Here is a 14,590-nt window from a genome sequence, read left to right on the forward strand (position 1 = left end):
TCCGACCCGCCGAATGACGGTTTGCCAGACCTGCGATCCCCTCAGCATTGTAGCGATGCACCCAATCACGCAGCGTCTGCCTATCCATGCCACAGGTCTCCGACGCCGTCTTGCGATCCGAGCCTTCCAGAACCAGTGCAATCGCCAGCATCCGACGCGCCGCCTTCGCATCCTTTGTCCGCGCCGCCACCGCTCGAAGATCGCCAGCCGACACGTCTTTTCGTGTGATTTCAACTGCCATCAAAGCCTCCATCATTTGAAGACAGTGATTCAGATTTTTCTGCAGAAGGGAATCCTCTGCGAGTCAAACAATCAGGCCGTTGGTATAAGTTAGAGCGTGGCGCGTGAATGCGAATGAACGCGACACGCTCTAATGCCGCAGCATGGCAGGCGGGGCGACCGTCGGGCGGTTCCCTCAATACCCCGCGCTGCGATCGACCACGTGCAGGAGCGGCTCGCCCGCCTCGCCGCGGCGGATGTTCTCGGCGATGACCTGCGCCGCCGTCTCGGGGCGCGTCTCGGAGGCGATATGGGGGGTGACCGTCACGCGGGGATGCGCCCAGAAAGGGTGATCGGCGGGCAGCGGCTCCACCCGGAACACGTCGAGCGTGGCGTGGCCGAGATGGCCGCTATCGAGGGCTGCGAGAAGCGCCGCGTCGTCGATGAGTGGGCCGCGACCGGGGTTCACGATCACCGCGCCTTGCGGCAAGAGCGCGAGGCGGGGCGCGTCGAGCAGGGTGTCGGTCTCGGGCGTGAGCGGCAGCAGCAGCACGAGGATGTCGGCGCAGGCAAGGGCCTGCTGCAACCCGTCCTCGCCCGAGAGGCAGCGCACCCCGTCGATCTGTTTTGGGCGGCGGCTCCAGCCGGTGGTGGCAAAGCCTAGGCTGGCCAGCATCCGCGCGCAGGCCGCGCCCAGCGCGCCGAGGCCCAGCACGCTCACGCGGCGATCATGGGCCAAGGGCGGCACTTCGGGGCGCCAGACCCCGTCCTGATGCAGGATATGGGTATCCATCCCGAGATGGTGGCGCAGGACATGGCCGGTGACCCATTCCACCATGCCCTGGGTCAGCCCGTGATCGACCATGCGCGCAAGCGGGATATGCAGCGTCGGGTTGCCGGTGATCTTTTCCACCCCGGCCCAGAGGTTGAGCACCGCGCGCGCGCGGGTGAAGGGGGTGAAATCCTGCACCGCGCTGCCCGGCGCATAGACAATGTAATCGACCTCGGCGGGGGGCAGGTCGGGGCTGAGGGTCGCGGTGACGCCGGCGCGGTTCAGGGCGGTGCGCAGCGGTTGCTCGTAGACGTGCCATTGCGCGTCACCTGCGGCGAAGAGGATATTGGTGGTCATGTATCTACCTTGGTTTGTGGACATGGGCGCTCTGGACAAGGCCGAAGCCCAGCATCAGCACCAGCATCGCCGAGCCGCCATAGCTTACCAGCGGGAGCGGCACGCCGACCACCGGCATCAGCCCCATCACCATCGCCATGTTGATGGCGAAATAGAGAAAGAAGGCCACCGCCACCCCCAGCGTCATGAGCGACGAGAAGCGGTCGCGGTTCTTGAGCGCGGTGGCCACGCAGAACACGAGGATGAGCGTGTATATCCCCAGGAGAGACACCGCACCGATGAAGCCGAATTCCTCGGCCAGGGTGACAAAGATGAAATCGGTGTGTTTCTCGGGCAGGAAGTTGAGCCGCGATTGCGTGCCCTGCATGAAGCCGCGCCCCGTCCAGCCGCCAGAGCCGAGGGCGATCTTGGACTGGGTGATGTGATAGCCCGCGCCGAGCGGGTCGCTTTCGGGGTCCAGGAAGGTGTCGATGCGGCGATACTGGTAGTTCTCAAGGAGTTGCCATTCGGTGCCCCGGCTGGTGAAGACGGCGGCGATGGCCCCCACGCCGAGCGCGATCACGGTGGCGAAATAGGCCCAGTGGACGCCAGCAAGAAACATCATCGCGCCGCCGCCGAGCACCAGCAGGATCGAGGTGCCGAGATCGGGCTGGCGCAGCACGAGCGCCACCGGCGCGAGGATGAGCGCGAGCGGGATCATTATCCAGACCGGCCGGGAGACCCGCGATATTGGCAGCCAGTCGTAATAGGCAGCGAGCACCATCACGAGGGTGATCTTGGCCAGTTCGGAGGGCTGGATGCGCATCACGCCGAGATCGAGCCAGCGTTGCGCGCCCTTGCCCTCGATGCCGATAAGCGCCACCGCGATCAACAGCGCCAGCGAGCCGAGATAGGCCACGAGCGAGATGTTGCGCCAGAACCAGATCGGCACCATCGCGACCACGATCATCGCGGCAAAGCCGAGGGCAAAGCGTTTCATCTGCGGCTCTGCCCATGTCGAGAGCGTGCCTGCGGCTACGGAATAGAGCATCAGAAAGCCGATGGCGGCGACCGTGGTCAAAAGGATGGCCAGCGGCCAGTTGAGATACAGGATCTTGCGCGGGCCGGTGGGGACGGTCTTGACGGTATGTTCAAGATAGCTCATGCGCGGTCGCGCGCCTCGGCGCTGGTGCGGTCGCGTTCGCGGCGCATCTCTTCTTGCAGGGTGCGGATGCGCGGGCGATCCGTGGCGGGATAGGCGGTGAGCGGCGGATCGCCGCCATAGAGCGCCTGAAGCATGATGTCGCGCGCGATGGGGGCCGCAGCAGTGGAGCCGCCGCCGCCATGTTCGACCACCACCGACAGCGCGTAGCGGGGCGCATCGAAGGGCGCGAAGCTGACGAAAAGGGCGTGGTCGCGCTGGTCGCGGGGCAGGTCGCGGTTGGCGCGCACGCCATCCGCGCGCTCGGAGGTGGAGATGTTGCGCACCTGGCTGGTGCCGGTCTTGCCTGCCAGGCGCATCGTCTCCTCGGCGATGTGGGCGCGATAGGCGGTGCCGCGCGGGCTGTTGGAAACCGCGAACATGCCGCGGCGGACTTCGCGCAGGTGGTTTTCGTTGAGGCCGAGCGACTCGCCCCGGCCCGAGGGCTGATCAACGCCGTTGATGGATTTCACCAGCCGCGGCATGACGGCGCGCGAGGTCGCAAGCCGCGCCGTCATCACCGCAAGTTGCAGCGGCGAGGCCAGCACGAAGCCCTGCCCGATAGAGGTGTTGGCGCTGTCGCCGACCATCCATGGCTGGCCGCGATTGGCCAGTTTCCATTGCCGCGAGGGCGCAAGCCCCTGTGCCACGCTGGTCATCGGCAGATCGAATTGCACGCCGATGCCAAGCCGTTCGGCCATCGCGGAAATGCCTTCGATGCCTACGCGCATCGCCATGTCGTAGTAATAGACATCGCAACTGTCGCGCAGCGAGCGGTGCAGATCGACATTGCCGTGCCCGCCGCGCTTCCAGCAGTGAAAGCGCCGCCCGCTGATTTCCTTGAAGCCGGGGCAGTAGACGGTTTCGTTGAAATCGACGAGGCCCGCATCGAGCGCCGCGAGCGCCGTCACCATCTTGAAGGTAGAGCCGGGCGGGTAGATGCCCTGCACCGCCTTGTTGGGCAGCGGCCGCAGCGGATCGTCGAGTAGCGCGCGGTAATCGGCCGACGAGATGCCGCGCACGAAGAGGTTGGGATCGTAGCCGGGGCTTGAGGCGCAGGCGAGGATATCGCCGCTCTCGCAATCGAGCATCACCGCCGCCGCCCCCTCGCCGCGCAGCCGCGCATGGGCATAGGTCTGGATCGCGTTGTCGCAGGTGATCTGGATATCCGCGCCGGGCACGCCCTCCTCGCGTTCCAGCTCGCGCATGATGCGCCCGGCGGCGTTGACCTCGACGCGCCGCGTGCCGGCACTGCCGCGCAACGTGTTCTCAAGCCGGGATTCAAGCCCGATCTTGCCAATCTGAAAGCGCGGCAGGCGCAACAGCGCCTCGGGCGCGTCGAGCCGCTCGATATCGCGCGCGCTGACCGCGCCGACATAGCCGATGGCATGGGCATAGGCCGCGCCGAGCGGATAGCGGCGCGACAGCCCTACCTCGGGGGTGACGCCGGGCAGGGCGGGGGCGTTGACGGCCACGCGCGAGATCGCCGCCCAGTCCACGCGGTCGGCCACGGTGACGGGCGTGTCGCTGCGCAACTCGGCCAATTCGCGCCGGGCCTTTTCCAGCGTGCCCTCTTCGAGGGTGATGAGCCGGGCAAGGCGGGCAAGCACCTCGTCGGCATCGCCCGCCTGTTCGCGGGTGATGGTGATGCGGTAGCTGGGCACGTTGTCGGCGATGATGCGCCCCTCGCGATCAAAGATGCGGCCACGGGCGGGGGCGATCAACTGAAGGTTGATACGGTTTTCATCGGCAAGAAGGCGGAATTCGTCGGCCTGATCGACCTGAAGATGGCGCATCCGAAACAGGAGCGTGCCAAGCACGGCGACCTGTGCGCCGCCGATGACGAGGGCGCGCCGGGTCAGGCGGCGCTGGCTTTCGGCGCGGTCGCGGGCGGGGCGTCTCATGTCAACGACCTCGCTACCGCCAGATCGCCGGGGGCGCGCTTGCGCACCCCGAGGATGAAATGCGACAGCGCCGCCACCAGCGGATAGGCGGCCAGCGTCGACAAGAGCCGTGTCAGGCTGAGCCCGAGCGCTGCCTGATCGACAAAGAGCACCCCCAGCACCAGCCGATAACCAAGCGTCATCGCCACCAGCGTGCCCGCCACCGCCGCCCAATCGGCAAGGAAGGTGCGATCACGCAAGGCGGGCGCGCGGCGGCGCAGCGCCTCGATACCGATAAGCGTGAGCGCCGCCCAAAGACCGGGGGGGCGCTGGAACAGCAAATCCATCAGCAGCGCCAGCCCCGCCACCAGCAGCGGCGGCACGTAATCCGGCCGCCGCACCGCCCAGGCGCAGGCCAGCGCAACAAACAGGTCTGGCCCCGCCCAGCCCGGCGGCAAGGTTTCGAGCGGCAAAAGCCGCGCAAAGATCAGCGCGCCCGCCAGCGCGGCAAAGAGCGCCTGCATGAGCCAGAGATGAAGCGCGCCGCGTTCAGCCATTGCCGGCCTCCGCCGCCGCCTGCGGCAGGGCGCGCGCGGGGGCGGCCCCGGTCTCGGGCGCGATCAGGCTGCCCGGTGTCTCGATGCGCTCCAGGTCATAGCGGCGCAGCACGCGCAGGAATTCGAGCCGCTCGTAATCGGCGGCGATGCGCACGCGCATCCGCCCTCCCGGATCGGCCACCACCTGCCCCACCATCAGCCCCGCCGGGAACACCCCGCCATCGCCCGAGCTCAGCACCCGGTCGCCGGGGCGCACCTGATCGGGGTCTTCGATGAAATCGAGGATCGGCGCGGGGGAATTGTCGCCGATCACCAGCGCGCGTTGCCCCGAGGGCTGAATCGTCACCGGCACGCGGCTTGACGTGTCGGTAAGCAGGATCACCCGCGCGGTGTTGCGCCCCAGCCCCGAGATGCGCCCGACAAGGCCAAGCCCGTCCATCGCCGCCCAGCCCTCCATGATGCCGTCGCGCCCGCCCACGTTGAGGATCACCGATTGCCGGAACGGCGAGCCGCTATCGGCCATCACCACGCCGGTGACATAGGTCAGCCGCGGATCGAGCTGCACGTTGTTGAGATCGAGCAGGCGGGCGTTTTCCTGCTCCAGTTGCAGCGCCGCCTCGCGCCAGGCCTTCATCTGCTGCAACTCGCGGCGCAGTTCCTGGTTCTTGTGATACATCCGCTGGTAGGATTGGAAATCGCGCAGGATATTGACCGCGCCGGTGACCGGGGCCATGGCCCAATCCATCGACGGCAAGACCCGGTCCACCACCTGCGCACGAAACCGCTCCACGCGGGGGCTGTCGATGCGCCACACGAGGAACAGGCCGAAGAGGCAGATCACCAGCACGCCGAGAAAAAGGCGCCGCAAAGGGCCCCGGTAATCGTCGCTTTGTCCACGGTCGCTGGCCACTGGCAACCCCTTTTGGCGTTAAAAGGTGGGCCTCTTAGCTGTCGTAGTCAATCGCGTGGCGCAATTGCTTCTCGAATTCCAGCGCCTTGCCGGTGCCCAAGGCCACGCAGTTGAGGCTATCCTCGGCGATCGAGACGGCAAGCCCGGTCTGCTCGCGCAGCGCCAGATCGAGATCACCCAGAAGCGCGCCGCCGCCCGTCAGCATCACGCCGCGATCCACGATATCGGCGGCAAGGTCCGGCGGCGTGGTCTCGAGCGCCGTCATCACCGCTTCGGTGATCTGCTGCACCGGTTCGGCCAGCGCCTCGGCGATCTGCGCCTGGCTGACCTCGATTTCCTTGGGCACGCCGTTCAGGAGGTCGCGCCCGCGCACCCGGATCGAGGTGCCGCGCCCGTCATCGGGCATGCGCGCGGTGCCGATGGTGGTCTTGATCCGCTCGGCGGTGGATTCGCCCACCAGAAGGTTCTGCTGGCGACGCAGGTAGTTGATGATCGCCTCGTCCATGCGGTCGCCGCCCACCCGGACCGAGCGCGCATAGACGATATCGCCAAGCGAGAGCACCGCCACCTCGGTGGTGCCGCCGCCGATATCGACGACCATCGAGCCGGTGGGATCGGTGATCGGCATGCCTGCGCCGATGGCCGCCGCAATGGGTTCCGCGATCAGCCCCGCGCGCCGCGCCCCCGCCGACAGCACCGATTGCCGGATCGCGCGCTTTTCCACCGGGGTGGCGCCGTGGGGCACGCAGACGATTATCTTGGGCTTGGAGAAGGTGGAGCGTTTGTGCACCTTGCGGATGAAATGCTTGATCATCGCCTCGGCGGTGTCGAAATCGGCGATCACGCCCTCGCGCATGGGGCGAATCGCCTCGATGCTGCCGGGGGTGCGGCCCAGCATGAGCTTGGCATCCTCGCCCACGGCGAGCACGCGCTTGACCCCGTCCTTGACGTGATAGGCCACGACCGACGGCTCGCTGAGGATGATGCCGCGCCCCTTGACATAGACGAGTGTGTTGGCAGTGCCGAGATCGATCGCCATGTCCGACGAGAAAAAGCTCGGGATTCTGTCAAAAATCGACATTTGCGCCGGTATCCTGTTGCCCCAGACGTGAAAAGCCCCGCGACTCGGGATGCCCCCGGAGCCATGCGCCGTTATAGTGAGGGTGCGGCATGGGTGAAAGAGCTCATTCCGAAGGGATCGGCGGCGGACCGCTGTATTCGTTGCAGGCTCATACGGCAAAACGCGACAGCAGAACCCGCACTTTGGCGCGGCAATCCAAGTGGCAGGGCGTGCTGGTTTTTTTGAGCTAACCGTTTGTGGCGGCTATCAACGGCGCGTTATGCTGATTGGTTACATGGGGAGTGGAATGGCGTTTCAAGTCAGGCGGGGAACGAGGGCCGATGCGGCAGGCGCTGTCGAGACGCTGCACCGCTCGATCACTGAGCTATGCGTGGCGGATCATCAGGGTCATATGCGCGAAATCGAGGCTTGGCTAGCCAACAAGACCGTGGATGCATGGGCCGAGTGGATCGCGCGCGACGATGCGATCGTGTTGGTGGCCAGCCGTGATGACAGGGTAGTAGGCGTTGGCATGGCAACCCTTTCGGGAGATATTTTGTTGAACTATGTTCACCCGGATGCGCGTTTTGCCGGCGTCAGCAAAGCGATCCTGACCGCATTGGAAGGGGAATTGCGTTTGCACGAGGTTCGGCACTGCCGGGTCGAGACCACGATCACGGCGCAGTCGTTCTACAAAAAGTGCGGCTTCAGCCCAGACGTTGCAAACGCCCTGATCCTATCAAAACCTCTATAGCTTCCAGTGTTCGCCACCTGCCGCATCGTGTTCGATGCGGCACGGGGGACGTCAGTGGCCTGATGAGGACAGTCGCCCTCCTTCCCCCGCGTGCACTCAAGGCGCGCTTGCGCGCCGCCGCGCGAGCGCCCGTCCGCCCCGTCGCACCGAAGGTGCGCCGATCATAGTCGGCACGCCCTTGGCGTGACGGGCGGGCGCTTTTGCGAGGTGGAAGTCCTCACAATCGTTCAAGTATTTTGCTCCATCAATCGCCCGCCACTGCCGTTGCAGCGCCCACCCGGCGAACGGGCACACGCGCGGCTCCCTCACCGGTTGAGATGGTCCAATCTTGCCCGCACCGACAGGCCATGCGCCTCGAGGCTCTCGGCACGCGCGAGCGTCTCGGCGGCAGGGCCGATGGCGGCGAGCGCCTCGGGGGTCATTTTCGCCAGCGTGGTGCGCTTGAGGAAATCCATCACAGAAAGGCCTGACGAGAACCGCGCCGAGCGCGCCGTAGGCAGCACATGGTTCGGCCCGCCGACGTAATCGCCGATGGCCTCGGGCGTCCATGCGCCCAGAAATATCGCCCCGGCATGGATGATCTGCTGGCTGAGCGCGTCGGGGTCGGCCACGCATAATTCCAGATGTTCGGGGGCCACGCGATTGGACAGCCGCGCGGCGGTGGCAAGATCGGGCACGGTGATGATGGCACCGTAATCGCGCCAGCTTGCCCCGGCGATGGCGCGTCGCTCCAGCGTTTCCAGCCGCGCCTCGATGGCGGCGGCCACGTCGCGCGCCAGCCCCGCATCATCGGTGATCAGGATGGCCTGCGCGCTCTCGTCATGCTCGGCCTGGCTGAGCATGTCGAGCGCGATCCAGTCGGGATTCTGCCCCTTGTCGGCAATCACCAGTATTTCGGACGGCCCGGCGATCATGTCGATCCCCACGCGGCCGAACACCCGCCGCTTGGCGGCGGCGACAAAGGCGTTGCCCGGCCCGGTGATCTTGTCCACCGGCGCGATGCTCTCGGTCCCGTAGGCCAGCGCCGCGATGGCCTGCGCGCCGCCCACGCGGTAAACCTCATCCACCCCAGATATCCGCGCCGCCAGCAGCACCAGCGGGTTGGCCACGCCTGCGGGCGTGGGCACGGTGACGGCGAGGCGGCCCACCCCCGCCACCTTGGCGGGAATGGCGTTCATCAGCACCGAGGACGGGTAGGAGGCCAGCCCGCCGGGCACGTAAAGCCCCGCTGCTGAGACCGGCCCCCAGCGCCAGCCCAGCATCGCGCCGTTCTCCTCGGTCCAGCTTGCATCCTCGGGCATCTGGCGGGCGTGATAGGCGCGGACGCGCGCGGCGGCGAGGTCGAGCGCGTCGCGCTCTGCCTGCGGCACCTGCGCGATCAGCGTGTCGATCTCTGCCTCTGAAAACCGCAGCGTTTCGGGTGTGAGCGTCACCCCGTCGAACCGCTCGGTCAGCGCGATCAGGGCCGCATCACCGCGCGCGCGCACATCGGCGATGATCCCTGCCACGATCTCGTCCACGTCGGGGCTGTCCTCGCGCTTGGCCGAGAGCAGCGCGGTGAATTGCGCCTCGAAATCGGGTTGGGTCGCGTCGAGCGTGATGGGCATGGGGCGGCTCCTTTGGGCAGCGAGATAGCGGGGGCACGGGCAAGGCTCAAGCCCCGGAAGCCATCAGAGGTCGTGCTGCGGCACCTTGCCCGAGGGGGCGCGGTAGGGGCGGGTGACATCGCGCAGCGTGACCTCGAGCGCCTCGATCTCTAACCGGATCGCGCCATCGCCCGCCAGCGTCAGGATCAGGTGGCCCGCCCCCTCCTCTCCCGGCTCGAACGTGACCGACAGCAGCGACAGCACCGTGTCGGGGTCGTCGCGGTCAAGCCCGAGGCTGGCCACGCCGAGCACGTTATCCACCACAAGAAGCGATTGCGCGCGCTCCGGCCCGTGGCGGTCGCGGCCCGCATCCTCCCAGCGGAAGCGGTTGAGCAGGAGCGCGAACCGGTGGCGGCGCTGTTGCCAGCGCATCTCGGTGGCGGGAAACACCGCGTCCTGCGCCAGCGCCGAGATCACCGCGAGGTCATCGGGGTCAAAGGCGGCGAGGTTGAGCGGGGTTTCGCGCCCGTCCTCGAATCTGGCATCTTCGGTCATTGGCCGGTGATCCTCTCGATTTTCGCGCCTACGCCGCGCAACTTTTCCTCGACGCTCTCATAGCCGCGATCAAGGTGGTAAACGCGGCTGACGGTGGTTTCGCCCTCCGCCGCCAGCCCCGCAAGGATGAGCGAGACAGAGGCGCGCAGATCCGTGGCCATCACCGGCGCGCCCTTGAGGTGATCCACCCCGGTGACGGTGGCGGTGCCGCCCTGCACGTCGATTTTTGCCCCCATGCGCATCAGTTCCGGCGCGTGCATGAAGCGGTTCTCAAAGATGCGTTCCTCGAGCACCGATACCCCGTCGGCGGTGGCCAGCAGCGCCATCATCTGCGCCTGAAGATCGGTCGGAAAGCCGGGAAACGGCGCTGTCACCACATCGACGGCGCGCACGCGGCCATTTTTGCGCGCGACGGTGAGGCCCGCCTCGGTCTGCGTGACCGAGACGCCTGCCGCATCGAGCCGTTCGCAGAACGCCTCGAGCAGCTCGATCCGCCCGCCAAGGCAGGTCACCTCGCCGCCGCAGATCGCGGGTGCCAGCATATAGGTGCCAAGCTCGATCCGGTCGGGCACCACCGCGTGGGTTGCCCCGCCGAGGCGGTCCACGCCCTGAATGGTGATCGTGCCGGTGCCCTCGCCCTCGATCTGCGCGCCCATCTTGCGCAGGCATTGCGCGAGATCGACGATTTCCGGCTCGCGCGCGGCGTTCCTGATGACGGTGGTGCCACGCGCCAGCGTCGCGGCCATGAGCGCGTTTTCCGTGGCCCCGACCGAGACGAAGGGAAATTCGACCGTGCCGCCGCGCAATCCGCCGGGGGCGCGGGCATGAACATAGCCCTCTTTCAGTTCAAGCTCTGCCCCCATCGCCTCCAGCGCCTTGAGGTGCAGATCGACGGGCCGCGCGCCGATGGCACAACCGCCCGGAAGCGACACCACCGCGTGACCGTCGCGCGCGAGCATTGGCCCGAGCACGAGGATCGAGGCGCGCATCTTGCGCACGATGTCATAATCGGCCCGGTGGTTGGTGAGGCCATGCGACGACAGCGCCAGAACCTGCCCGCCTTGCATCGCCGCCACCTCGGCCCCGAGCGATTCCAATAGCGTGGTCATGGTGCGGATATCCGACAGCCGCGGCGCGTTGGTCAGCGTCAGCGGTTCCTCGCTCAGAAGCGTGGCGGGCATCAGCGTGAGGCAGGCATTCTTGGCCCCCGCGATCGGGATCTGCCCGTGAAGGGGGCCATTGCCCGTGACGATGATGGAATCCATTCTGCTCTAATCCTCGTTTCTTGTGTCATGCCCGGTCTCGTCGCGGTCAGCGTCGCGCGCCTGCGCCTGCGCCTTGCGCCGCGCCAAGTTGGCCTTGAGGGCCGCCTTGAGCCGGTCGCCGCGCTCTGACGGCGCGGGTTTGCGGGGTTTGGATGTCGGTTCGTCGCTCATGCCGCCCCTCTTACAGGAGGTGCGAAATAGCGTCCAGTTACCCCTTGCACGGGGGCGGAGAAGCGTCTAATCAGCCCGCCACATGCTGCTGCTGTAGCTCAGTGGTAGAGCACTCCCTTGGTAAGGGGCAGCTCTGCGGGCCAAGGCGGATGAAACTAAAGGGCTTTTCCAGAGCCCGCTTGCTTTGGGGTAACGTCCGGGGTAACTATCTGGAAAACAGCGGGCTGCTGTAGCTCAGTGGTAGAGCACTCCCTTGGTAAGGGAGAGGTCGACAGTTCAATCCTGTCCAGCAGCACCATAACTCCAAATAAAATCAAACAACTAGGCTGGGACCGTCAGGGGCGCGACAAGTTACCCCGCATTACCCTGGATCACGAAGAACCCGAGTCGTTTGATACCTGCGGCCATCTATCAACGCCCTCCTTGCGATGTCGCCCACGCCGCGACATTCCGCAACCGGAGCTATACGGACAGCCGGGCTGATCATCCGAACGCCCTTGTGCACGAGCGAACAATCGCACATTATTTGGGGCGGCAGCAAAGAAGAGACGACCTTGGAAGGAAGTAGGTATCTGGAACTAGCCGAGAAAATGATCTCGGCTCGCGGAGTCCCGCTAACGGGCGCTCAAATTATTGAGCTTGCGAGCGATCACCAGATGCTTCCCTATGATAGATACGAAACCGTTGTAAAAACACTTCAAGCCAGAATAGCAGAGGATATCATACGAAACAGGACAAAATCGAGGTTCATAAGGACATCCATAGGGACTTACTTTCTGCGGGACCTCTTGGAGAGGTCAACCATTTTCGGGGCCATCAAATTGAGAAGGCCAAGGGCGGCCCGTGTGAAGCCCGAACATCCCTATCGAGTTCTCTATCTGCCGGAAGAAATAGCCAAGAGTCATAGAAAGCCCCGCAAATGGGAGAATGCCGAAGCTGCACTTTTGAGTGGTCAATATTTCTACCAGCTTGAAGCGCCGGATTCATTTGTGCCAGTCGTCACCTCGGTCGCGCTTTCTTGGCGGGACCAAACGTTCGTCTACACAGTGGGCAGCCACACTCACTTTACGCAAGTTGCTGGGCAGCGATCTTTCCACATAAGGAAGTTTCTTGACGAGTTTGATCTTGATCTATTTGAGACTGATGGAACCGGAGCCACTTCGAGCTCCGCTCGGACCTTGTTGCCAGTACTTGTTGATGGAAGACGGTCTAGGTTGGAAGGCGGAAAACTGGACAAACCAGAGCAGTTGCAGTTTTTTCAGGTATCAGGGTTATTAGATGCCAAGCGGGCTTATTATTCCCACGAAATCAAATGCTTCATTCTTTCCTCTAATGCCGACGTTTCAATAATGTATTCCTGCCTACCTGAAACAGTTCGCAGGATGGAGCATAACGCAACGGATTGGGTCCCCACAAAACTCCTCCCAAAAGTCATCACCGATCCAGAAAGCCTTTACATTCTGAATCCTTCAGCAAGAGATATGAGTGTAACTTGAAAGCGGGACCTGTTTTTCTTGACTTCTTAAACAGAGAGGCGAGCAGGTCTGCCGCCAGAGTTAGGGCGGACCGCGTAGATGTAAACATTCTTAGAACTCTGGCGATAGCCTTGCCACACACATTCTCGGCGAACATCTCTCAATTGACAGAGTATTGTAGTTCCCGACCCCACCTTTTTCGGTTGACCCTTAATCTAATTGAGTCCCGGGTGATTGATGCGACTAGTCAGGCCGCAAGCATTGAAGATTTTATTGTCAGCAGACAGAGGCTTTATGGACACATTCCAGAGCGCTATCCATTCTTCTTTGAACGCGCCGCTGAACTCGAAGGGGTCAGACTCGGCACACGAAACGACTTTGATATGACTGGAGCCCTTGGGCAGAGACTTCTTGCATATGAGCCCGGCAGATTTGCCTTTGACTTGTCGAGAGCGCATCCACATGATCAGTCTGCTTTCGAGAGTGGACTGCCCGCAGTTAGAGACAAGATTTTGCATAGAGAAAACCTTGCTATCACGCGCGATCTTCTTGAGTCTAATCGAGGCAGTCACAGTTTGACGAAAGGTCAAATCGACGCGGCTTCGCGGATCATTTCCGCGCTCTACATGGGAGAATATGCCGGTAGACGCTCACTTCGAGTTTGCACCGGTATTCCTGACTTCCCCTTCACCGAAATTTTTGACGGGTTTCCAGCATTTGATTTCCCCCTCCTGGACGGGTTGATTGTTCTTCTCGTGGGCCGACGAAAGCTAGATGCCTTTGACCTAGAGGATATTTGTTCGTGTTATGCAAGCGAAGATCATCAGCGATTTGGCTATTACCTAGAAGCCTTCCTCGAATCATCACTGAATGCGGTTAAGTCACAGGTCAACCTACCCGGATCGCTACAAGCATTGCGGGCCTTGGTTATGCAGTTCCTGAGGCGCGAACTTGATGTTGGCACACTTCTATCCTCTGGCACGCTTTCGGAGTTCTATATAGCCGCAAGCCAGAGACTCTTGGAATTTGGGCAGCGAATCGCCAAGAGCAACGGACTTTTTTCTGAGAAGTGGAGGGAATACGTGCCGGAGTATAGTGCTGGACTTATCTTAATTACGACTGCGACCGACACAGAAGACGCCGCGCTTTTTTCTGCTCTTCACGAAAGTGGATTCTCGCGGACGACTCCACTGAAGGCCGGAGCAGGGTTCGTTCAAGAGTTTGGTCGGGGTCTTCGCGATAGAGTTGTTCACCTCAGAACCAGCGCAGGGTCGATGGGAGTTAATAGCGCTGGTGGAACATTGCCACCTGTTATCGCAAGCTTGCAACCAGACTACATCATTAGTGCTGGTATTTGCTTTGGACTTAAGCCAGCAAAGTATGAACAGGGCAAGCAAGAGCTTGGGGATGTCATTATTTCGGGCCATGTTCAAGACTACGAGTCAGAAAGGCTTGGTAGGGCCATTACCCCGAGGGGAGAGAGATTGCCAGCCGGAGCTGGATTACTTCAAGCGGCCCGAATTGCTCGTGATAATACCGCATCGGATAGTTGGAAGTGCTATGAAGGGCTAGTGCTGTCCGGTCAGAAGCTTGTTGACGATGAGGCTTTCGTTGTGAGCCTTCGAAGTAGGTTTCCCGATGCAATCGCAGGTGAAATGGAAGGCAATGCTGTTGCAGGTGCTAGCAATTACGCAGGCAAGCAGTGGATTATCGTAAAGGGCATCTGTGACTGGGGAATGAACAAAGAGGATGGTTGGCAGGAGAAGGCGGCATCCCGCGCTTGTCGGCTGGCGCTTGACGCTGCTCTAATTGTTCTGTCGAGCAACTGAGTAGGCCGGTCGCGTGT

14 protein-coding genes and 1 tRNA gene are annotated in these 14,590 nt (G+C 63.3%); 4 read left to right on the forward strand and 11 right to left on the reverse strand.

The window, feature by feature from the left end:
- The 7 genes from ABIE58_RS09055 to ABIE58_RS09085 form a co-directional block, all read right to left on the reverse strand.
- On the reverse strand, nucleotides 1-241 hold a 241-nt coding region (locus ABIE58_RS09055), incomplete at its 3' end, for a helix-turn-helix domain-containing protein (RefSeq protein ID WP_354544387.1).
- A gap of 174 nt (nucleotides 242-415) precedes the next feature.
- Nucleotides 416-1,348: a 2-hydroxyacid dehydrogenase gene (locus ABIE58_RS09060; RefSeq protein ID WP_354544388.1), complete on the reverse strand. Its 933-nt coding sequence runs from the start codon at nucleotides 1,346-1,348 to the stop codon at nucleotides 416-418.
- A gap of 4 nt (nucleotides 1,349-1,352) precedes the next feature.
- Nucleotides 1,353-2,492 (reverse strand): rod shape-determining protein RodA, encoded by a 1,140-nt coding sequence (rodA, locus tag ABIE58_RS09065; RefSeq protein ID WP_354544389.1) that lies wholly within the window; start codon nucleotides 2,490-2,492, stop codon nucleotides 1,353-1,355.
- Nucleotides 2,489-4,432 (reverse strand): penicillin-binding protein 2, encoded by a 1,944-nt coding sequence (gene mrdA, locus ABIE58_RS09070; protein WP_354544390.1) that lies wholly within the window; start codon nucleotides 4,430-4,432, stop codon nucleotides 2,489-2,491. Before mrdA ends, rodA begins: the two co-directional genes overlap by 4 nt.
- A complete protein-coding gene (locus tag ABIE58_RS09075) occupies nucleotides 4,429-4,968 on the reverse strand; it encodes a rod shape-determining protein MreD (RefSeq protein WP_354544391.1) in 540 nt (179 codons plus the stop codon). The genes mrdA and ABIE58_RS09075 overlap by 4 nt, the downstream gene beginning before the upstream one ends.
- On the reverse strand, nucleotides 4,961-5,878 hold the full coding sequence (gene mreC, locus ABIE58_RS09080; protein WP_354544392.1) for a rod shape-determining protein MreC: 918 nt from the start codon (nucleotides 5,876-5,878) through the stop codon (nucleotides 4,961-4,963). The genes ABIE58_RS09075 and mreC overlap by 8 nt, the downstream gene beginning before the upstream one ends.
- 34 nt (nucleotides 5,879-5,912) lie before the next feature.
- Nucleotides 5,913-6,959 (reverse strand): rod shape-determining protein, encoded by a 1,047-nt coding sequence (locus ABIE58_RS09085; protein ID WP_354544393.1) that lies wholly within the window; start codon nucleotides 6,957-6,959, stop codon nucleotides 5,913-5,915.
- Between the two features lie 259 nt (nucleotides 6,960-7,218).
- Between ABIE58_RS09085 and ABIE58_RS09090 the strand changes: the two genes are divergently transcribed.
- Entirely contained in the window at nucleotides 7,219-7,692 is a 474-nt protein-coding gene (locus tag ABIE58_RS09090) for a GNAT family N-acetyltransferase (RefSeq protein WP_354544394.1), read from the forward strand.
- Nucleotides 7,693-7,997: 305 nt separating this feature from the next.
- Here the strand turns inward: ABIE58_RS09090 and hisD are convergent, their stop codons facing one another.
- From hisD to ABIE58_RS09110, 4 genes are all read right to left on the reverse strand, one after another.
- Nucleotides 7,998-9,299 (reverse strand): histidinol dehydrogenase, encoded by a 1,302-nt coding sequence (gene hisD, locus ABIE58_RS09095; protein ID WP_354544395.1) that lies wholly within the window; start codon nucleotides 9,297-9,299, stop codon nucleotides 7,998-8,000.
- 63 nt (nucleotides 9,300-9,362) lie between these two features.
- The gene (locus tag ABIE58_RS09100) at nucleotides 9,363-9,833 is read right to left on the reverse strand and encodes a DUF2948 family protein (protein WP_354544396.1); all 471 of its coding nucleotides are present in this window, start codon (nucleotides 9,831-9,833) and stop codon (nucleotides 9,363-9,365) included.
- Entirely contained in the window at nucleotides 9,830-11,098 is a 1,269-nt protein-coding gene (murA, locus tag ABIE58_RS09105; protein WP_354544397.1) for a UDP-N-acetylglucosamine 1-carboxyvinyltransferase, read from the reverse strand. Before murA ends, ABIE58_RS09100 begins: the two co-directional genes overlap by 4 nt.
- A gap of 6 nt (nucleotides 11,099-11,104) precedes the next feature.
- The gene (locus ABIE58_RS09110; protein ID WP_354544398.1) at nucleotides 11,105-11,269 is read right to left on the reverse strand and encodes a hypothetical protein; all 165 of its coding nucleotides are present in this window, start codon (nucleotides 11,267-11,269) and stop codon (nucleotides 11,105-11,107) included.
- A gap of 223 nt (nucleotides 11,270-11,492) precedes the next feature.
- On the opposite strand from ABIE58_RS09110, the gene ABIE58_RS09115 reads away from it, so the two are divergent.
- From ABIE58_RS09115 to ABIE58_RS09125, 3 genes are all read left to right on the forward strand, one after another.
- Nucleotides 11,493-11,567 (forward strand) — tRNA-Thr (locus tag ABIE58_RS09115).
- A 358-nt stretch (nucleotides 11,568-11,925) separates the two neighbouring features.
- Nucleotides 11,926-12,765, forward strand: a complete 840-nt coding sequence (locus ABIE58_RS09120; protein ID WP_354544399.1) for a hypothetical protein — start codon at nucleotides 11,926-11,928, stop codon at nucleotides 12,763-12,765.
- 209 nt (nucleotides 12,766-12,974) lie between these two features.
- The gene (locus ABIE58_RS09125; RefSeq protein ID WP_354544400.1) at nucleotides 12,975-14,573 is read left to right on the forward strand and encodes a 5'-methylthioadenosine/S-adenosylhomocysteine nucleosidase family protein; all 1,599 of its coding nucleotides are present in this window, start codon (nucleotides 12,975-12,977) and stop codon (nucleotides 14,571-14,573) included.
- Nucleotides 14,574-14,590: the final 17 nt, after the last annotated feature.

The sequence above is a fragment of the Roseovarius sp. MBR-78 genome (assembly GCF_040547535.1).
Lineage (GTDB): Bacteria > Pseudomonadota > Alphaproteobacteria > Rhodobacterales > Rhodobacteraceae > Roseovarius.

Excerpts from the sequence above, each read along its gene's own strand:
- ABIE58_RS09060 (WP_354544388.1), bottom strand. The coding sequence starts at position 1,348 with ATGACCACCAATATCCTCTTCGCCGCAGGTGACGCGCAATGGCACGTC.
- rodA (WP_354544389.1), bottom strand. The coding sequence starts at position 2,492 with ATGAGCTATCTTGAACATACCGTCAAGACCGTCCCCACCGGCCCGCGC.
- mrdA (WP_354544390.1), bottom strand. The coding sequence starts at position 4,432 with ATGAGACGCCCCGCCCGCGACCGCGCCGAAAGCCAGCGCCGCCTGACC.
- ABIE58_RS09075 (WP_354544391.1), bottom strand. The coding sequence starts at position 4,968 with ATGGCTGAACGCGGCGCGCTTCATCTCTGGCTCATGCAGGCGCTCTTT.
- ABIE58_RS09085 (WP_354544393.1), bottom strand. The coding sequence starts at position 6,959 with ATGTCGATTTTTGACAGAATCCCGAGCTTTTTCTCGTCGGACATGGCG.
- ABIE58_RS09090 (WP_354544394.1), top strand. The coding sequence starts at position 7,219 with ATGCTGATTGGTTACATGGGGAGTGGAATGGCGTTTCAAGTCAGGCGG.
- hisD (WP_354544395.1), bottom strand. The coding sequence starts at position 9,299 with ATGCCCATCACGCTCGACGCGACCCAACCCGATTTCGAGGCGCAATTC.
- ABIE58_RS09100 (WP_354544396.1), bottom strand. The coding sequence starts at position 9,833 with ATGACCGAAGATGCCAGATTCGAGGACGGGCGCGAAACCCCGCTCAAC.
- murA (WP_354544397.1), bottom strand. The coding sequence starts at position 11,098 with ATGGATTCCATCATCGTCACGGGCAATGGCCCCCTTCACGGGCAGATC.
- ABIE58_RS09110 (WP_354544398.1), bottom strand. The coding sequence starts at position 11,269 with ATGAGCGACGAACCGACATCCAAACCCCGCAAACCCGCGCCGTCAGAG.
- ABIE58_RS09120 (WP_354544399.1), top strand. The coding sequence starts at position 11,926 with ATGCTTCCCTATGATAGATACGAAACCGTTGTAAAAACACTTCAAGCC.